Source organism: Chryseobacterium sp. DT-167, from assembly GCF_058310155.1.
In genome coordinates this window covers 461,736-478,884 of the sequence record NZ_JBZEEQ010000001.1, presented here as the reverse complement: position 1 = coordinate 478,884, position 17,149 = coordinate 461,736, and the positions used below count along the sequence as shown (strand labels likewise).

At 34.5% G+C, this 17,149-nt stretch carries 18 protein-coding genes; 9 read left to right on the top strand and 9 right to left on the bottom strand.

Going from position 1 to position 17,149, the window contains the following annotated elements:
* Positions 1-7: 7 nt before the first annotated feature.
* The 8 genes from AC4FQ5_RS02100 (at position 8) to nhaA (ending at position 9,968) form a co-directional block, all read left to right on the top strand.
* On the top strand, positions 8-373 hold the full coding sequence (locus tag AC4FQ5_RS02100; RefSeq protein WP_491140845.1) for a response regulator transcription factor: 366 nt from the start codon (positions 8-10) through the stop codon (positions 371-373).
* Positions 374-481: 108 nt separating this feature from the next.
* Positions 482-2,371 (top strand): AMP-binding protein, encoded by a 1,890-nt coding sequence (locus AC4FQ5_RS02095; protein WP_491140844.1) that lies wholly within the window; start codon positions 482-484, stop codon positions 2,369-2,371.
* Positions 2,368-2,832, top strand: coding sequence for a GNAT family N-acetyltransferase (locus AC4FQ5_RS02090; RefSeq protein WP_491140843.1), 465 nt, complete (start codon positions 2,368-2,370; stop codon positions 2,830-2,832). Before AC4FQ5_RS02095 ends, AC4FQ5_RS02090 begins: the two co-directional genes overlap by 4 nt.
* A gap of 75 nt (positions 2,833-2,907) precedes the next feature.
* A complete protein-coding gene (gene acs, locus AC4FQ5_RS02085) occupies positions 2,908-4,899 on the top strand; it encodes an acetate--CoA ligase (RefSeq protein ID WP_491140842.1) in 1,992 nt (663 codons plus the stop codon).
* A gap of 67 nt (positions 4,900-4,966) precedes the next feature.
* Complete coding sequence (locus AC4FQ5_RS02080; protein ID WP_491140841.1) at positions 4,967-5,929, top strand: DUF6438 domain-containing protein; 963 nt, start codon at positions 4,967-4,969, stop codon at positions 5,927-5,929.
* A gap of 164 nt (positions 5,930-6,093) precedes the next feature.
* Complete coding sequence (locus AC4FQ5_RS02075; protein ID WP_491140840.1) at positions 6,094-6,459, top strand: hypothetical protein; 366 nt, start codon at positions 6,094-6,096, stop codon at positions 6,457-6,459.
* A 123-nt stretch (positions 6,460-6,582) separates the two neighbouring features.
* Positions 6,583-8,787, top strand: a complete 2,205-nt coding sequence (locus AC4FQ5_RS02070; protein WP_491140839.1) for a RelA/SpoT family protein — start codon at positions 6,583-6,585, stop codon at positions 8,785-8,787.
* A 2-nt stretch (positions 8,788-8,789) separates the two neighbouring features.
* Positions 8,790-9,968 carry a Na+/H+ antiporter NhaA gene (nhaA, locus tag AC4FQ5_RS02065; RefSeq protein WP_491140838.1) on the top strand — a complete coding sequence of 393 codons (1,179 nt, stop codon included), beginning with the start codon at positions 8,790-8,792 and terminating at the stop codon, positions 9,966-9,968.
* Between the two features lie 122 nt (positions 9,969-10,090).
* Here the strand turns inward: nhaA and AC4FQ5_RS02060 are convergent, their stop codons facing one another.
* Positions 10,091-11,119 carry a YihY/virulence factor BrkB family protein gene (locus tag AC4FQ5_RS02060; RefSeq protein WP_491140837.1) on the bottom strand — a complete coding sequence of 343 codons (1,029 nt, stop codon included), beginning with the start codon at positions 11,117-11,119 and terminating at the stop codon, positions 10,091-10,093.
* A gap of 3 nt (positions 11,120-11,122) precedes the next feature.
* Positions 11,123-12,157, bottom strand: a complete 1,035-nt coding sequence (locus AC4FQ5_RS02055; protein WP_491140836.1) for a DUF4421 family protein — start codon at positions 12,155-12,157, stop codon at positions 11,123-11,125.
* 97 nt (positions 12,158-12,254) lie between these two features.
* Here AC4FQ5_RS02055 and AC4FQ5_RS02050 point away from each other — a divergent pair, with 97 nt between their 5' ends.
* Entirely contained in the window at positions 12,255-12,728 is a 474-nt protein-coding gene (locus tag AC4FQ5_RS02050) for a 23S rRNA (pseudouridine(1915)-N(3))-methyltransferase RlmH (protein WP_491140835.1), read from the top strand.
* Between the two features lie 8 nt (positions 12,729-12,736).
* On the opposite strand, the gene AC4FQ5_RS02045 is transcribed toward AC4FQ5_RS02050, so the two are convergent.
* From AC4FQ5_RS02045 to AC4FQ5_RS02015, 7 genes are all read right to left on the bottom strand, one after another.
* Positions 12,737-13,198 carry a tRNA (cytidine(34)-2'-O)-methyltransferase gene (locus tag AC4FQ5_RS02045; protein ID WP_491140834.1) on the bottom strand — a complete coding sequence of 154 codons (462 nt, stop codon included), beginning with the start codon at positions 13,196-13,198 and terminating at the stop codon, positions 12,737-12,739.
* A 214-nt stretch (positions 13,199-13,412) separates the two neighbouring features.
* Positions 13,413-14,228, bottom strand: a complete 816-nt coding sequence (locus AC4FQ5_RS02040; RefSeq protein ID WP_491140833.1) for a tetratricopeptide repeat protein — start codon at positions 14,226-14,228, stop codon at positions 13,413-13,415.
* Position 14,229: 1 nt separating this feature from the next.
* A complete protein-coding gene (locus tag AC4FQ5_RS02035) occupies positions 14,230-14,790 on the bottom strand; it encodes a phosphatase PAP2 family protein (protein WP_491140832.1) in 561 nt (186 codons plus the stop codon).
* A 2-nt stretch (positions 14,791-14,792) separates the two neighbouring features.
* Positions 14,793-15,125 (bottom strand): Sec-independent protein translocase subunit TatA/TatB, encoded by a 333-nt coding sequence (locus tag AC4FQ5_RS02030; protein ID WP_491140831.1) that lies wholly within the window; start codon positions 15,123-15,125, stop codon positions 14,793-14,795.
* A gap of 74 nt (positions 15,126-15,199) precedes the next feature.
* Positions 15,200-15,838, bottom strand: coding sequence for an SCO family protein (locus AC4FQ5_RS02025; protein ID WP_491140830.1), 639 nt, complete (start codon positions 15,836-15,838; stop codon positions 15,200-15,202).
* Positions 15,810-16,382, bottom strand: a complete 573-nt coding sequence (locus AC4FQ5_RS02020) for a toxin-antitoxin system YwqK family antitoxin (protein ID WP_491140829.1) — start codon at positions 16,380-16,382, stop codon at positions 15,810-15,812. The genes AC4FQ5_RS02025 and AC4FQ5_RS02020 overlap by 29 nt, the downstream gene beginning before the upstream one ends.
* Positions 16,354-17,112 carry a YHYH protein gene (locus AC4FQ5_RS02015; RefSeq protein WP_491140828.1) on the bottom strand — a complete coding sequence of 253 codons (759 nt, stop codon included), beginning with the start codon at positions 17,110-17,112 and terminating at the stop codon, positions 16,354-16,356. Before AC4FQ5_RS02015 ends, AC4FQ5_RS02020 begins: the two co-directional genes overlap by 29 nt.
* Between the last annotated feature and the right edge of the window lie 37 nt (positions 17,113-17,149).

Genomic DNA, 17,149 nt, shown 5'->3' with positions numbered 1-17,149 from the left:
ACACACCATGAAAAAGATACTCATTGCGGATGATGAACATAAAATATTAATGTCACTGGAATACAGTTTCAGAAAAATAGGCTACGAGGTTTTTATCGCAAGAGACGGAACAGAGGTTTTAGAATTCCTTAAAACACTGGTTCCCGATGTGATTTTACTCGATATCATGATGCCCAATCTGGATGGTTACAGCACATTGGAAATCATTAAGCAAGATAGAAAATTAGACCAGACAAAAGTTATTTTCCTGAGTGCCAAAAACAATCCGAAAGACATTGAAAAAGGTCTGGAAATGGGAGCCGATGCTTATGTAACAAAACCCTACTCGATTAAAAAACTGATTCAGCAGATTGATGAATTACTCATCTCATAAAACACAAATATCACTAATCAATTGCAGAATATCCACTTCGTTTTAGTGATTATTTGTGAAAAAAAATTCGTGTCATTCGTGTTAAAAAAATAAAACATAAAAATAACCATGAAAGCAGACGATTTATTTAAACAAAGTATAGAACACAAAGAGCAATTCTGGAAAGAACAGGCTCAGCAAATTACATGGTTTGAATTTCCGACAGAAATTATTTCAAAAGACGGAAATAACTACACCGAATGGTTCTCAGACGGAAAACTGAATATGTGTTATCTCTGCATCGACAAACATATTGAAGATGGTTTTGGGGAAGAAACTGCCATTATTTATGACTCCCCCGTTACAGATCAAAAGATTCAATACACCTTCAATCAGGTGAAGGAAGAAATTTCAAAATTGGCAGGCGGATTATTGTCTTTAGGGTTACAAAAAGGCGATACAGCGGTAATTTACATGCCGATGATTCCGCAAACACTTTTTTCAATGTTGGCCTGTGCGAGAATTGGTGTGATTCACAATGTCGTTTTCGGAGGTTTTGCTCCGAATGAATTGGTTGTAAGAATTGACGACTGCAAACCAAAAGCACTGATTACCGCAACGGCAGGAATAGAAATCGCAAAAAGAATTCCTTATCTGCCTTTGGTTGAAAAAGCCATCGAATTGGCTCAGGATAAAGTGGAGAACATCATTGTTTTCAATAGAAAACTGGTCGATAATCAACATGAAATGTTTGAAGGATTGATCGATTATGAAGAACTGGTTGCAAAATCAGAACCTGCAGACTGCGTTTCAGTAGAATCAAATCATCCTTTGTATTTATTGTACACTTCAGGAACGACTGGCAAACCAAAAGGAATCACAAGAGATACGGGAGGTTATGCAACGGCTCTTAAATTTTCCATGAAATACATTTACGGAATTGAGCCGGGAGAAACTTTCTGGGCAGCCTCAGATTTTGGTTGGGCAGTCGGTCACAGTTACAGCGTTTACGCACCTTTAATTAACAGAAACAAAACCATCATTTTTGAAGGAAAACCCATCATGACTCCCGATGCAGGAACTTTCTGGAGAATTATTTCAGAATACAAAGTTGTTGCGATGTTTACTGCTCCAACTGCAATAAGAGCCATCAAAAAAGAAGATCCGAACGGTGAATTGGTGAAAAAATATGATTTATCACATTTTAAAAAACAGTTTTTGGCGGGAGAAAGATGTGATGTCGCTACTTTAGACTGGTTTGAAAAATATATCGGAGTTCCCGCAATCGATCATTGGTGGCAGACAGAATCGGGTTCGCCAATGTTGGGTTTGATGACTTTTGATGATGATTACCACATCAAAAGAGCCTCAGCAGGAAAACCGGTTCCCGGTTATGATATTAAAATTTTTGATGAAAACGGTTACGAACTAGACGAGCATAAAGAAGGATATTTGGTGATCAAACTTCCGCTTCCGCCCGGAGCAATGTTAGGAATTTGGAATGATTACGATCGTTTTGAAAAAAGTTATTTATCACAATATAATGGTTACTACTTTTCCGGAGACGGAGCTATAAAAGATGAGGACGGATATATTTTTATCACAGGAAGAGTTGACGACGTGATCAATGTTGCAGGACACCGACTTTCGACTTCCGAAATGGAAGAAATAGTGTCATCACATCCCGATGTTGCAGAATGTGCAGTTGTGGGAATTGATGATGAACTTCGCGGGCAGGTTCCTTTCGCAAGTGTAGTTTTGAAAAATGGATCCGAAATTTCTGAAGAAGATATAGAAAAAGAAATCATCTTAAAAATAAGAGAAAAAATAGGTGCAGTTGCATTTCTTAAAAGTGTAATGGTGGTCAAAAGACTACCGAAAACACGTTCCGGAAAAACTTTAAGAAAATTGATCAGAACAATTATTGACGGTAAAGAATTTCAGATTCCGTCGACGATTGATGATGAAAAGATCATTGATGAACTGAAAGAAAAAATTCAAAATTATAGAATTAAATGAATGATGGAAATGAGAGAATAAGCAGAGCAGAACCAGATGATCACAAAGTTTTGACAGATATTACAAAAAAGTCTAAAGCATATTGGGGATATTCGGCAGAGCAGATGGAAGAATGGTCTGATTTATTAACTATTACAGAAGAATATATTAAAACTAATGAGGTTTGTCATTTATCAATAAACGATATACCAATAGCATTTTATTCTTATTTTAATTTAGATGAAGAAAGTGTAAAACTTGATAATCTTTTTGTTTTACCGAGCGAAATTGGAAAAGGTTATGGTAAATTGTTGATGAATAATTTCTTAAATAAGATTAAAGAAACTAAAGTAAAAAAAATAATTCTCGAAGCAGATCCGAATGCACAAAAATTTTATGAAAACTTCGGATTTGTGAAGATTGGACAAATTGAAACATCAATAAAAAACAGATTCTTACCAGTAATGGAAAAGAAATTATAACTGATTTAACAGTGCATCCTTATATAAGTAAAACGGTTTTATGAGCCATGAAAGTAGTTAAGGGTCATAAAAAATTTGTGCGCTTCGCGTACAATCAAAAACACAAGAAGACACAATTTATACAAACAAAAATTTAATAATAATAAAAAAATAAAAAGTATGAGAAATTACGTGATCGAAGATTTACCACATTATTACGAACAGTACAAAAAGTCTATAAAAAATCCTAAAAAATTCTGGGATAATATTGCCGATCAAAACTTTGTGTGGTATCAAAGATGGAGCAAAGTCGTAAAATACGACATGAATGAAGCAAAAATTACATGGTTTAAAAATGCTAAATTAAATATCACCAAAAACTGTCTCGACAGGCATCTTTCAGTACGTGGTGAGAAAACCGCCATTATCTGGGAACCAAACGATCCCAAAGAAGAGTCGCAACATATTTCCTACAACGATCTTTACACAAGGGTCAACAAAACAGCCAACGTCCTGAAAGATATGGGAATTAAGAAAGGTGATAGAGTTTGTATCTACCTTCCTATGATTCCTGAATTGGCGGTTGCAATGCTCGCTTGTGCAAAACTAGGAGCAGTGCACTCTGTAATTTTTGCAGGTTTTTCTGCTTCGGCGGTCGTTTCAAGAGTGAATGACTGCGGTGCAAAAATGCTAATCACTTCAGATGGAAGTTTCAGAGGAAGCAAAGTTTTAGACCTGAAAAGTATCATTGATGAAGCCGTAGAAAAATGTCCTACCGTAGAAAAAGTTTTGGTCGTAAAACGAACCAAAAATGAGGTTAAAATGAAAGAAGGCAGAGACTTCTGGATGGAAGATCTATACGAAAAAGCTTCTTCAGATTTTGTGACCATTATTATGGATGCGGAAGATCCTTTATTCATTTTATACACTTCAGGATCTACAGGAAAACCAAAAGGAATGCTTCATACTTGTGCAGGTTATATGGTTTACACGGGTTACACCTTCAAAAATGTATTTAATTATCAGGAAAATGACATTTATTGGTGTACAGCAGATATTGGCTGGATTACCGGGCATTCGTACATTTTGTACGGACCGCTTATTAATGGAGCTACAACCGTTATTTTCGAAGGAATTCCAACTTATCCTGAACCCGATAGATTCTGGGAAGTTATTGAAAAACATAAAGTTACCCAATTTTACACAGCACCAACAGCAATCCGTTCTTTGGCAAAAGAAAGCGCAGAATGGGTTGATAAACATGATTTAAGTTCATTACGGGTAATTGGATCTGTTGGAGAACCGATCAATGATGAAGCTTGGCATTGGTTCAACGATCATGTCGGAAGAAAAAAATGTCCGATTGTCGATACTTGGTGGCAAACCGAAACCGGAGGAATTATGATTTCACCGATTCCTTTTGTAACACCAACCAAACCGACCTATGCAACATTACCTTTACCCGGAGTTCAGCCTGTTTTAATGGATGACAAACGCAACGAAATTACAGGAAATCAGGTGACTGGAAATCTTTGTATCCGTTTTCCGTGGCCGGGAATTGCAAGAACGATCTGGGGAGATCACCAAAGATATAAAGAAACCTATTTTACGGCTTTTCCAGGAAAGTATTTCACTGGTGACGGTGCGTTAAGAGATGAGGTTGGATATTATAGAATTACCGGTCGTGTCGATGACGTCGTGATAGTTTCCGGACACAATTTGGGGACAGCTCCTATTGAAGACAGCATTAATGAACACCCTGCGGTTGCAGAATCTGCAATTGTCGGTTTCCCGCACGACATCAAAGGAAGTGCGCTGTATGGTTTTGTCATTTTAAAAGACAGCGGTGCAGGTCGTCAGAAAGAAAACCTGAAAAAGGAAATTAATCAGTTAATTTCTGATCAGATTGGTCCGATTGCGAAATTGGATAAAATCCAGTTTGTTTCCGGACTCCCTAAAACCCGTTCAGGAAAGATTATGCGTAGAATTTTGAGAAAGATTGCTGAAGGAGATTTCAGCAATTTCGGAGACACTTCTACCCTTTTGAATCCTGAAATTGTTGAGGAGATTAAGAATGAGAGAATTTAGGTTAATTTAAATAATTAGAGCCTGTTTACAATTAAACAGGCTTTCTTTTTAGTATAAAAAATCAAAGATGAAATTTATTATCCTACTTATTGGAAATATTGCCTTGCAGTCCTGTGAGAAAAAAAGCCTTAATGAAAAAGAAATTTTAGAAATCATTCATTCAAATGAAGAATATAAAAATTTAGAATTAAAGACTGACTTTTCTTATGGTTATGATTATATTGATTCAATAAAAAGCTTCAAAAAAACCGTTGATAAAGAGGATTTTAAACCTTATTATGAAACTGATTTTAACTACGATGGCAAAAAAGATTATTTAGTTAATCTTAGATACCCTGTTTCAAATAATGACGATAATGTTGTGAGAATTTTAGCTGAAGACGATTATAAAAATACTCTCGTGATATTAAGCAGCACAAATGGTTATCAACTATTAAACCCAGGAAAACAAAAGGTTCATAATATTATATCAGCCAAAACAATGCATTATAAAGGGCAGAATTTGATTAAATTAATAAACTTTAAGAAACATATAAAAAACAGAGATGATATGTTGCAATATGATACATTAATGATTAAAAATAACGAACTGACAGAATTTACTATTTCAACAAATAATCATCATATAGAGAAAATCACCTTTACTCAAAATGGTGGTTATACTCCAGGAAGAATTTACAATTTGACATTTAAAAAAGACTCAATTTTTCTTCAATCTGATTTCTATAAAAATTTGAAAGGAAAATACATCGGAGTTGATAGTTCAATTTTTAAAAATCTATCAAAATATCTAAATGAAATTAATTTCAGTGATTTGAAAGACAATTACAGTATTGAATGTTCAGATTGTTCTTCTGTGGAAACAGAAATAATTTTTAATAATGGAAAATCAAAGAAAATCTACGATTATGGAGAAAAAGGAACATTGAGTCTTCTAAAATTTTATGAAAAAATTGATACAATCAAAAACGATCAAAAATGGAAGAAAATTGATGGTATTTATTTTAACGGTTCTAACAACCGCTTCTAAAATTCACTTTTCAACAAAATAAAAACAATTTCATTTAAAATAGATAGTTTCTTAATTTTTATTAAATTTTTATAGATAAAATAATAATTAATAAAATTTATTAATTATTTACTAATTATTTGAAAAAATAGTTTTATCTTTAAATATCAAAAAACAAGATTATTATGTCACAAATTTTAGCAGGATTATTTGAACGCAACGGTGATTATAAAAAATTGGAAAACGAACTCGAAAATTCCGGATTTGGAAACTCAGATTACATTGTTTATCTTACGGAAGATCACCATCACTCACAGTTTTTGGCGAGTGTAGAAATAAAAGATAACGAAGAGTCACAGAAAGCACGTGATATTTTCCATCAGAATTCTGTTCTGAAAACGTATTTATTTGAAAACATGAGCATCAGTGAAGCGTCATACAGCAATGTGAAAAAATATATAGACGCCAGAAGCAAAGCAGAAATTCACAACAGTCCGGATGTGAAGAAAAAATCTCAACACACAGGAATTGATTCTGAAGTAAGATTCTGAAAAATTAAACTAAAACTAATAACCGAAATCCGTGGAATTTTTTTCTGCGGATTTTTTTGGTTGCAGGAATTGACAAATCGCTTTATTTTTCGTATTTTCGTCTAAATAAAGCCTTTTACACAAATGAGTTACGATTTGGAGCAAGAAAATAAAGAAATCTCAGCAAGATATAAAGACCTGATTTCTAACACGTACAGAACTTTGGATGAAGAAAACAATAAACTCATCCGAAAGGCTTTTGATATTGCATTAGACGCTCACAAAGACCAGAGAAGGAAATCTGGTGAGCCTTATATCTATCACCCGATTGCGGTTGCAAAAATTGTAGCCAAGGAAATCGGCTTGGGAGCAACATCAATTGCGTGCGCTTTACTGCATGATGTAATTGAAGATTCTGATTACACATATGAAGATCTGAAGAAAATTTTCGGTGAAAGAATTGCCGTTATCGTGAATGGACTGACGAAGATCTCCATCATGAATCATCAGAATATCTCTGTACAGTCTGAAAATTACAGAAAGCTTCTTCTTACGCTTTCTGAAGACTTCCGTGTGATTTTGATTAAAATTGCCGACCGTCTTCACAACATGAGAACACTGGAAAGTATGGCTCCCGATAAGCAGAAAAAAATTGCTTCCGAGACAGTATACATTTATGCTCCATTGGCTCACCGATTGGGTTTGTACAATATTAAGTCTGAGCTTGAAGATCTTTCTTTAAAATATAACAATCCTGAAGTTTTTAATGAAATCACTCAAAAATTAGAACTCGCCAAAGAAAGCAGAGAGCGTTATATTGAGGAATTTAAAAAAGAAGTTTCTGAAAGACTGAATGATGAAGGTCTGAATGTGACGATCAAAGGTCGTGCAAAAGCGATTTCATCAATTTACAGAAAAATGCTGAAGCAGGGCGTTTCTTTTGAAGAGGTTTTTGATAATTACGCCATAAGAATCATTTATAAATCTGATGCCAAAAACGAAAAGTTCCTGGCATGGAAAATATATTCTATCGTAACAGATGTTTATCACAGTAACCCGTCAAGAATGCGCGACTGGATTACCCAACCCCGTTCTACAGGCTACGAAAGTTTACACTTAACGGTTCTTGGTCCTGATAAAAAGTGGATTGAAGTTCAGATCCGTTCAGAAAGAATGGACGATATTGCTGAAAAAGGTGTTGCCGCTCATTACAAATACAAAGAAGGTTACAAACAGACAAACGACGACAGAAATTTTGAAAACTGGGTAACGGAAATCCGTGAAGTACTTGAACAACAGCAGAATCTTACGACGTCAGAGCTTTTAGATAACATTAAACTCAATTTATATTCAAAAGAAGTTTTTGTCTTTACACCGAAAGGAGAAATAAAAATTTTACCAACCAATGCAACGGCTCTGGATTTTGCATTTTCAGTACACTCAGATCTGGGAATGAAATGTCTGGGAGCAAAAATCAACGGTAAGCTGGTTCCGATTTCTTATGTTTTGCAAAATGGCGATCAGGTAGACATCTTATCTTCTCAAAATCAAAAGCCAAAGTTTGACTGGCTTGATTTTGTGGTGACTTCAAAAGCAAAATCAAAGATCAAAGGATATCTGAATTCTGAGAAAAACTCTTTGGTAGACGAAGGAAAAGAAATTCTGCAGAGAAAACTGAGACATGCCAAGATTAATTTTAATGATGAAGAAATCAATAAACTTCAGAAATTCTTTAATCTGAAAACTTCTCAGGAATTATTCTTAAAATTTCAGACGAATGAGCTGGATGCGAGCAGTTTAAGAAAATATATTGAAAGTAAAAATGTATTTAACAATTTGCTTTCAAGATTCAGAAAATCACCGACTAAAAATCAGCATTATATCGAGCCGAAAGAGATCAATCTTGATATGATCGTTTTTGGAAAAGACGAAGAAAAACTGAATTACAGCTATGCGAAATGCTGTACAGTAATTCCGGGAGATAAAATTTTTGGGTTTATTACCATTTCGGAAGGTATAAAAGTTCACAGTGACAATTGTCCGAATGCGATCAATCTGAGAGCACAATATGATTATCGTGTCATTCCTGCAAAATGGGTGAACGAAGAAAGCTTCAAAAACCGTATTAAAATTGAGATTGAAGGACTCGACAGAATGGGTATGATCAACGATATTACAACTGTAATCAGCGGCGCAATGGGAATGGATATGAAAAGTATGTCGATAGAATCAAACGATGGTGTTTTTGTAGGAAATATCAATTTAGAAGTAAAAAACAGAAGTCAACTTGACGAGACATTTAAAAAACTTAAAGATATTGACGGTGTTTCCAAAGTCATCAGAATTTAGGTATGAAATTAAGCATCTACTTTAAAAAGTTTTTTGAAAGCAGTCAGTCATCAGGGATTTTACTAATTCTCTGCGTAGCTATGGCACTCGGAATTGCCAACTCTTCTTTGGCTGAAAATTTTCAGAATTTTTTGGATCAGAAAATCGGTATAAATCTTTTTCATCTGAAATATCCTGTAAGCATCTGGATTAATGATGGTTTGATGGCAATTTTCTTCCTTTTGGTAGGTCTTGAAATCAAAAGAGAAATTGTTGAAGGCGAACTTTCATCATTCAAAAATGCATCACTTCCCATATTCGCAGCAATTGGCGGAATGATTGTTCCTGCAATTATTTATACCGCTTTTAATTACGGAACAAAATACAGTAACGGTTGGGGAATTCCGATGGCAACAGATATTGCTTTTTCTCTGGCAATTGTTTCTATGCTTGGGAAAAAGGTTCCGAATTCTATCAAAATATTTTTAGCCGCATTGGCAATTGTAGATGATTTGGGCGCAATTTTAGTGATTGCTGTTTTTTATACTGAGCAAATTCACTGGTTATATATTTTTCTTTCTCTGGGAGTATCAGTTTTGTTGTTTCTTCTGAATTATTTAAAAGTCACAAAAATTATTTTTTATCTGATTCCGGGTATTTTTCTTTGGTATTTTCTGCATCATTCAGGAATTCATGCAACAATTGCAGGCGTAGTTCTTGCATTTTCTATTCCTACAAATATTTCTACTACAGAAATTTCGCCTTTAGAAAAGCTGGAACATCAGCTCCATTTTCCGGTGAGCTTTCTCATCATGCCGGTTTTTGCATTGACGAATACCAATATTACATTCACCAACGGAATGGTTGATGGGCTGTTCAGTGGTTTGGGATTAGGAATTGTCTGCGGTTTGGTTTTAGGAAAACTGATAGGAATCAACCTTTTCTCTTTTATTGCTATCAAATCGAAAATCAGTTCACTTCCTCAAAACTCCTCGTGGAAACAAATGTTGGGCGTCGGACTTTTAGCAGGAATAGGTTTTACAATGTCAATTTTTATCGCATTGCTTTCGTTTAAAGATAAAATCCAGATTCAGGACGAAGCAAAATTTGCGATCCTGGTTGCTTCTTTTATTGCAGCAGTTTCGGGTTATATTATTTTAAACTTAAGCTCGTCCAAAATTACAGAAGATGAAGAAGATTAGTTTGGTAAGAATCTAAGCTCCTTTAAAATTATTTATTTACAGCACCTTTAAGTCAAGACTTCAGCAAGGTTTGTGTACTTTGAAAAAAGGACTGACTATATTAAATAAACATTATAATTAGCCTATTTTTCATCCTCTTTCTTTTTTATTTCAGTTATAATACTTCTGATATGTTCCTCATCACTGTCCAAATTGGGTTCTTCATTTTTTGCATGATAATGTGATGCTTCTTTTTTTATTTCATCAGCCAAAAGTTTTTCGACTCTCAGCTTTCGAAGAGCCATATTTAGCTCATTCCCGAAAAGCAGCAGATATACATTTACATTTACCCAAATCATCAGTAAAATCATGCTTCCGATAGACCCGTACAAAACGTTGTATCGGGCAACATTTTTCACGTAAAGAGTAAACAGATAAGTGGTAAGAATAAATAAAACCGTTGTAAGAATCGCCCCTGGAACGGCCTGTCTGAATCTGATAATCTTCACGGTTCCAAGCCAGTAAAACATTGCAAGCAACAGGAAAAAGAACAGAGGAAAAGAGACGAAACCAATAATTTTTGAGAGATTATTGACCAGCCAGGAAATATTATAGGTCGGTGTAAAGAGCTTGAGAACAACCTCAGAATAATACACCCCGAAAAGTGCCAGAAAAACGATGGTAACAAAGCCAATCGTGATAAAAAATGAAAGGATAAACTCTTTCACGTCAGGAAGCTTTTCTTTAGAATTTTCATTAAAACCATTGATAATAGAAAATGTACCGTTGGTCGCAAAAACAAGCGCAATAAGAATCGTTAAATTACTGATTCCCTTCATATTGGGGATAATATTATCTTCAATATACCCTCTTACATCGCCTTCTATATTAGAAGGAAAAATATTATGCATCAGGACTTCGAAAATATAAAACTGAAGCTTGTCATAGTGCGGCATATAGGGCAATACTGAAAGCAGAAACAAGATAAAAGGAAATAGACTCAACGTGAAACTCCAGGAAATTGCTGCTGCTTTTTTGCCTATTTTTCCTTTGAAAACACCCGCAAAATAGATCTGAAACAACTGCCAAAGTGATATTCCCAAAACCGGAATATGTATATCATCAAAAAAATCTTGAACTTTCAAAAGAAAACCCGGAATCTTAATACCCATTTTTTATTTTAAAATTTGATCAATTTTGTCAAACTGTTGATTGACAAATTTAGGGGAATTTATTCTAAAACCCAATCCAAACCGCAACAACCAGTTTGTAGATGAATAGAAATTTTCATTGTTACTGTTAATCCAGTTTAGCTGTGCTCCACCACCGAAAAACCATCTTCCGTTATCAAATCCTATTCTGGAGTATGAATTGAGTCCAAAATTAAACTCATTATAATGTTCATCAATCAAGTAACCGTAATGAATCTGGGGGTAGAGTTCTACAATGGCGTACCAGTTTTTTCCTATGACTCTCTGTATTCCGCCGCCTGCTTTTAACGTTAATCTGATATCTTTTGTCACTGAGCTTTCTTCAGGCGAATCTGAAATTTCTATTCCTCTGTAGTTCACTCGATCGGTATCTCTCATTATATTATACTGATATACCAATCCTGTAAGCAAGACAAAATTATTTTTTAATGGCTTATGCGTCATGTTGGTATACGTTCTGTAATTGTCTTTTTTTCCAAGCCACAGATAACTCGTTTCACCAGTAAAAGACTGATATTTTGCATCTGGAAACTGCATAAAATCGTTATTAAGCTCTTGTGTAAATTCATTATCCAAAACCGCTTCAAAAAATCGCTTTGTATCTTCCAAATACAAACCTTTCACTTGGTTATAATTGACTGCCTGCCTGAGTTTCGTATCAAGGAAAAATGCAAATCCCAGATTGAAATATTTAGTTCTGCCTTTAATGTCATCATCGTTATTGATCCTTACAAACTTTGGGGCAAACGAAACACTTGCATCTAGCCACCGGTATCTCAGAAAAAATTCTGTGTAAAAAGAATCATTCGGCTTCAGTAGAAAAGTCTGACCTTCGTAATACAGTCCAAAAGAATTATCAACATAACTTACACCTCCTACAAGAGAAATTTTATTCCGGTCTTTTTCAAGATACTTAATCTCCGCAGAATCGCTAACTTTCTGACAGAAAGTCATTCCCGAAAAAATCAAAAACAATAATGAGTAAGAAGAAAACTTCATCTTGATTGTGTTGGCCACGTAAAAATACAGATTTTAAAATAATTCTCTTATTTTTTAATTATAACTATCTTTGAACTTTCTTTTTTAAAGCCAAAAAATGCGCATCAACCTACTTTGCATCGGGAAAACAGACGATAAAGAAATCACTTCTCTGATCAGTTACTATCTTACCCGACTTCCCAAACATTGGAATTTTGAGATTATAGAAATTCCTGACATCAAAAATGCAAAAAACCTCTCACCTGATTTGCTAAAAAAAGAAGAAGCAAAATTATTTCAAAATCATATCGATAAAAATGATTGGATTGCTATTTTAGATGAAAAAGGAAAACAGTTTACCAGCAGAGAATTTTCTCAGAAAATTGACAACTGGATGAATTCTTCGGTAAAAAAAATCCACATTCTGATTGGTGGTGCTTATGGTTTTTCGGATGAAATTTACAACAGAGCCAACGAAAAAATGTCACTTTCTAAAATGACATTTACACACCAGATGATCCGGTTATTTATCGTTGAACAGCTGTATCGTGCCGATCAGATTTTGCAGGGAAAACCTTATCATAATGATTAAAAAAATATTTAAACTAAATTTTTAAGATTAATCTGTCTTTTTGCCTCACCAACAACAAATGCAACTGAATTGGCAATATTAAAACTTCTGATCAACTTAGACATCGGGATCGTTAGATGATTATCAAATTGGTCTAAAACCTCTTTGCTTAAACCCACACTTTCCTTTCCGAAAACCAACCAGTCACCCTCCTGAAAATCAATTTCGAGGTAAGATTTTTCTGCGTGAGAACTCATCAGAAAGACACGCGATAAGTCAGGAATCACTTTTATCCATTCGTCAACATTTGCATATTCTGTAACATCGAGATGCACCCAGTAATCTAAGCCGGAACGCTTGAGATTTTTATCATCAATCAAAAATCCAAGAGGATGGATGAGATGTAATTTGCTTTCGGTTCCTACGCATAATCTTCCGATGTTGCCTGTGTTATTGGGAATTTCCGGTTCTACAAGAACAATGTTTAGCATGAATATTTTTTAGAAGTTCAAAAATAATTAAAAGAGATTTAATTTTGAGGGCTTAATTAAATTTTTTCAAATTTGAAAATAAACAGAATTTTTGTCATTCCACAGGAATCTAAGCAACGAACATGAAAACTCTGTCGAGATTCCTACAGAATGACAAAGATAATATCTAAAAGTGTGACTTATATTTGAGTTTAATCTTAAAATACAAATAATATTATTTTTTGACACATTTAGTATACAATTCAGTAAGAGCGCCTTTTTCATATCCGGTGGCAACAGCTTTATCCAGGCTTGTGCAGGCTTCTTTATCTTTTGCCATATCAAATAAAACCAACGCTTTGGTTACATATGACTGTGAAAATTTAGGATCAATAGAAATTGCTTTGCTGACATCTGCCAAAGCTTCTTTATATTTTTTCAGTTTTAAATAAACATCGGCTCTACCATTGTATAACAAAGATTCGGGTTTTTCTGACAACAGTTTATTGTAATCTTTCAGTGAACCTTCAAGATCACCGTTTCTTTTTTTGAGGTTTGCCAAACCCGTTCGTGCAAAAATATTGTCGGGAGCAAAAGTCAGAATCTGATTGAGATCTTTTTCAGCTAAATCTTTTTTACCTAAATTTTCGTAAACTTTTGAGCGTGTAAGGTACATTTCAGCATTTTGATCATCAATCATTAAGCCCTTATTCAGATAATCAAGTGCTTTGGTTTTACTTCCTTTCTGATTATGTAAAGAACCCAAATTGGAATAAACTGCTGCCGATTTGGGATTTGACTTCAAAGCAGATTCGTAAGATTTAAACGCTGCAGGAATTTTTCCCAAACGTTTTTGGGCGGTTCCTAAATTATTAAAATACTCAGGCTGATACTGCTGAATCATTTCTTTGGCTGCCAATTGTGAATATTGCTCTTCGGCACATTTATAATCTGCTTTTTGCATACATTCTTCTGGAATTTTCTTGTCCTGAGCCGAGAAAAACGGCAGCGATGAAAACGCTAAAGTAATAATGAGTAAATGTTTTTTCATTTTATATAGTTTGTTTGTTGATGACTTTTTTTGCGAACATAAAAAATACCGCTCCCAATAAAATTCCAACAAACGCCCCCACCAAAATATCTATCGGGAAATGTACTCCTAAATAAATTCGGCTATATGATACAATTAATGCCCAAACAAATATAACATAAGGAAACCATTTCAATTTGTCTTTTAGCAAAAAACTAAGGTAACTTGCCAAAAAAAAGGTATTTGAAGCATGTGCAGAGTAAAAACCAAATTTCCCGCCGCATTTTACGGCTCTCATGTAAGATTGTAAACCTGGGTCATGACATGGTCTTAATCTGGCAACGCCATATTTGAAAACACCGGCTAACTGATCAGAAACCGTTACTCCAATCGCTACGAAAAGGAGAATATAAAGTAAAGATTTTAATTTAAAATTTTTATAAAGAAAATAACAGAAAATAATATAAAGCGGAATCCAGATAAATGTTCCCGAAATCAATATCCAAAACTGATCAAATGGAGTATCTCCAAGATTATTAAGGTATAGAAATACCTTTTTATCTTCAAGAATGATCTCTTCCATTATTATCTGCTTACTGGGCCTTCGTATGTATCGTCATCTGAAGGTTTTAATTTTGGAGTTGTATCAGCTAAAGGTTCTCCTATAATATCTTTCTGAATATTTTTTGCAGGATCAAAATCTTTGGCAGCATCTTTTACTTTCTCGATCTCACGTTTGATTTCAGAAACAGGATTATCTGTTTCTTTCATGATTTCGGTTTTGATGTCTTCTACTGCTCCACGCATTTTTCTCACTCCTGATCCTAGATCACGGGCAATCTGAGGTAGTTTATCCGGTCCGAATAAAACTACAATCGCAATGGCAATAAGAGCCATTTCTCCAATGCTTAATTCCATGATGCTAAATTACAAAAGATATATGAATCTTAATGTTCTAATTTTAAGATTTAATAAAATATTAAGTCACACGATTATTCTTTTTTAAGAACATCAATATCTTTTATAAGCTGTTTGATATCAGTCTGTAAAGTTCCGTTGTATATTCCTCTTATTTTTTTGTTACGGTCTGCTAAAATAATATGCTCTGTATGAAGAAATTTTGTGCTGTCGCTTGTAAAACCGAGATCTTCCTCCGCAAAATAAGATTGTCTTGCCAAGCTGTAAATTTCACTTTTTTTTCCTGTTAGAAAATGCCACTCGGGATTGCTGATTTTCTTATCCGTTTTAAAAATTTTAAGTTTTTGAGGGGTATCGATCCACGGAGTTACCGAAAAGGAAAGTAAAACAATATCTTTGTCTTTCTGATATTTTTTGTCAACAACACTTAGATTTTCAATCATTACCGGACAGATACTTCCACAAGATGTAAAAATAAAACTTGCAATGTGAATTTTGTTATCAATCGTCTTATCTGTGATTGTCTTTTGATCCTGATCTTTAAAAGAGAACGGGGCAATTGTATGCGGAATTTGCTTTAGCGCTTCTTTCTCCGAAAGAAAATGCGGTTCGAAATCCGGAGTATTGTAATACGGAACAGAGCTTTCCTTTTCGCAGGAAAGCAACATTAAAAATAGAGCAAAACTACTTCTGAAAAATACTATCTTTAACATTCACACAATTTTTAGTTCCAAGCAGACCATACCTTTTGCCTTCTTTTACAATATAATTTGATCTTATTTTCCCGTTATCATAGAATTGTTTCTGGCTTCCGTCTTCATATCCCAAATTATAATGCATTTGCTTTACGAGCCTTCCTTCGCTATTCCATTCTTTAAATTCACCGTGATTTTCACCTTTCAGGAACGATGTAGATAATTTTGGTTTTCCGTTTTCCCACCATTCTTTTAAAGTTTTAACTTTTATTCCGTTATCAAAATATCTTTGCTGCATCAGTTTTCCGTCTGGAAAAAATCTTTTCCATTCCCAATGTTCCTTTCCTTTATTAAAACCCATTACTTCAGCTGTATCTTTAGTTCCGGGATAAAATGAATATACAATTCCTGTAAACGGCTGACCATTATTGATAGCCAAGCCATTACTGTTTTCCAGATGAAGCTCGGTGAAGTTGTAATATTTTAATGATTTCTGCTCAGAAGGCTGACAAGAAAAAAGTAATGATAAAAAACTAATTGCTGACAGTACCCGCAGTGCCATAAAATCCGTTTCCGTTAATATAAGGATCTGTATCTGTAATATGATAATGATAAATTCCGTTTGGATAATCTGCTGTCACACTTGTATGGCCATGATAAGCATCCAAAGAGGCATTGGCAACCGCAGAACCATTCTCTTCGGGTCCGTAAACAGGAAAACCATCCAATAAAAATCCTAACAAAGCAGATTTTGAAGTTTTAACAGTTGTAAGGTATTTCGGCTCTACATGGTAATGATAATCTCCACCTTGTGCAGGGTGTCCCCAATATTGGTCGAAAGAAACAATTTCACCTGAAAGCGGTTGATTAGGACCAGCATATTGATTGAAAAACGGAACACCGTTTAAGGAAACACCAATAGGTCCCAAAGGTGTTGCGGAATGAGTAGAAGCTACTACAGGATTGACAGGGATTTTGAAAGTATAACTTTTTGTGGAAATCGAATTTGGATTTTTTGAAAATGTATAACCACCGAATGTTGTTCCTGAAAAATTTTCGTACAGGCTGTTACTCGTAGGATAGTAAGCGCTTTTATGGTCGGGAGTACCTGTTGTTTTTATATAAATGTAGGTTCCGTCTGAAGTAATGCTGGATGCACCATAAATTTTGCTGTAAATTGCGGGAACCGCAGACGTATTATTACTTCCCTCCTGAATTACTTCTGCATCACTGCTACAGTTTAGAAATATTGTTGGCACAAGCAACGCAAGTATCGTTCTTTTAATTTTCATATTTATGTTATTTTCATCAAAAATATAAAAATATCAC

Coding starts and splice junctions, on each gene's coding strand:
- AC4FQ5_RS02100 (WP_491140845.1), top strand. CDS start 8: ATGAAAAAGATACTCATTGCGGATGATGAACATAAAATATTAATGTCA.
- AC4FQ5_RS02095 (WP_491140844.1), top strand. CDS start 482: ATGAAAGCAGACGATTTATTTAAACAAAGTATAGAACACAAAGAGCAA.
- AC4FQ5_RS02090 (WP_491140843.1), top strand. CDS start 2,368: ATGAATGATGGAAATGAGAGAATAAGCAGAGCAGAACCAGATGATCAC.
- AC4FQ5_RS02080 (WP_491140841.1), top strand. CDS start 4,967: ATGAAATTTATTATCCTACTTATTGGAAATATTGCCTTGCAGTCCTGT.
- AC4FQ5_RS02075 (WP_491140840.1), top strand. CDS start 6,094: ATGTCACAAATTTTAGCAGGATTATTTGAACGCAACGGTGATTATAAA.
- AC4FQ5_RS02070 (WP_491140839.1), top strand. CDS start 6,583: ATGAGTTACGATTTGGAGCAAGAAAATAAAGAAATCTCAGCAAGATAT.
- nhaA (WP_491140838.1), top strand. CDS start 8,790: ATGAAATTAAGCATCTACTTTAAAAAGTTTTTTGAAAGCAGTCAGTCA.
- AC4FQ5_RS02060 (WP_491140837.1), bottom strand. CDS start 11,119: ATGGGTATTAAGATTCCGGGTTTTCTTTTGAAAGTTCAAGATTTTTTT.
- AC4FQ5_RS02055 (WP_491140836.1), bottom strand. CDS start 12,157: ATGAAGTTTTCTTCTTACTCATTATTGTTTTTGATTTTTTCGGGAATG.
- AC4FQ5_RS02050 (WP_491140835.1), top strand. CDS start 12,255: ATGCGCATCAACCTACTTTGCATCGGGAAAACAGACGATAAAGAAATC.
- AC4FQ5_RS02045 (WP_491140834.1), bottom strand. CDS start 13,198: ATGCTAAACATTGTTCTTGTAGAACCGGAAATTCCCAATAACACAGGC.
- AC4FQ5_RS02040 (WP_491140833.1), bottom strand. CDS start 14,228: ATGAAAAAACATTTACTCATTATTACTTTAGCGTTTTCATCGCTGCCG.
- AC4FQ5_RS02035 (WP_491140832.1), bottom strand. CDS start 14,790: ATGGAAGAGATCATTCTTGAAGATAAAAAGGTATTTCTATACCTTAAT.
- AC4FQ5_RS02030 (WP_491140831.1), bottom strand. CDS start 15,125: ATGGAATTAAGCATTGGAGAAATGGCTCTTATTGCCATTGCGATTGTA.
- AC4FQ5_RS02025 (WP_491140830.1), bottom strand. CDS start 15,838: ATGTTAAAGATAGTATTTTTCAGAAGTAGTTTTGCTCTATTTTTAATG.
- AC4FQ5_RS02020 (WP_491140829.1), bottom strand. CDS start 16,382: ATGGCACTGCGGGTACTGTCAGCAATTAGTTTTTTATCATTACTTTTT.
- AC4FQ5_RS02015 (WP_491140828.1), bottom strand. CDS start 17,112: ATGAAAATTAAAAGAACGATACTTGCGTTGCTTGTGCCAACAATATTT.